The organism is Empedobacter sp. UBA3239, assembly GCF_002362875.1.
Lineage (GTDB): Bacteria > Bacteroidota > Bacteroidia > Flavobacteriales > Weeksellaceae > Empedobacter > Empedobacter falsenii_B.
This window is the reverse complement of record NZ_DEVJ01000080.1, coordinates 14879-15144: the sequence shown is the minus strand read 5'-3', so window position 1 is coordinate 15144 and position 266 is coordinate 14879.

Here is a 266-nt window from a genome sequence, read left to right as displayed (position 1 = left end):
GTGTTATTTCCATATTCTTTAGCATATTTTAGAACTTGTAATTTTTTAATATAAGTTAAATAAGCTGCTATTTCTTTTGTCTTTTTCATAATCATAAGGCTATATTAGTTTTTTACTAATTTAGTCTACGAGGATATGACGTACCCACACACAAGAATACCGTGAACAAATCTGGAATTCTCAATCTACTAAGAATCCCGTTTTTTAAGAAAAATGATTTAGATGATTATTAGAATAAATAAGTATTAATATAAAAAAAGAGTTAA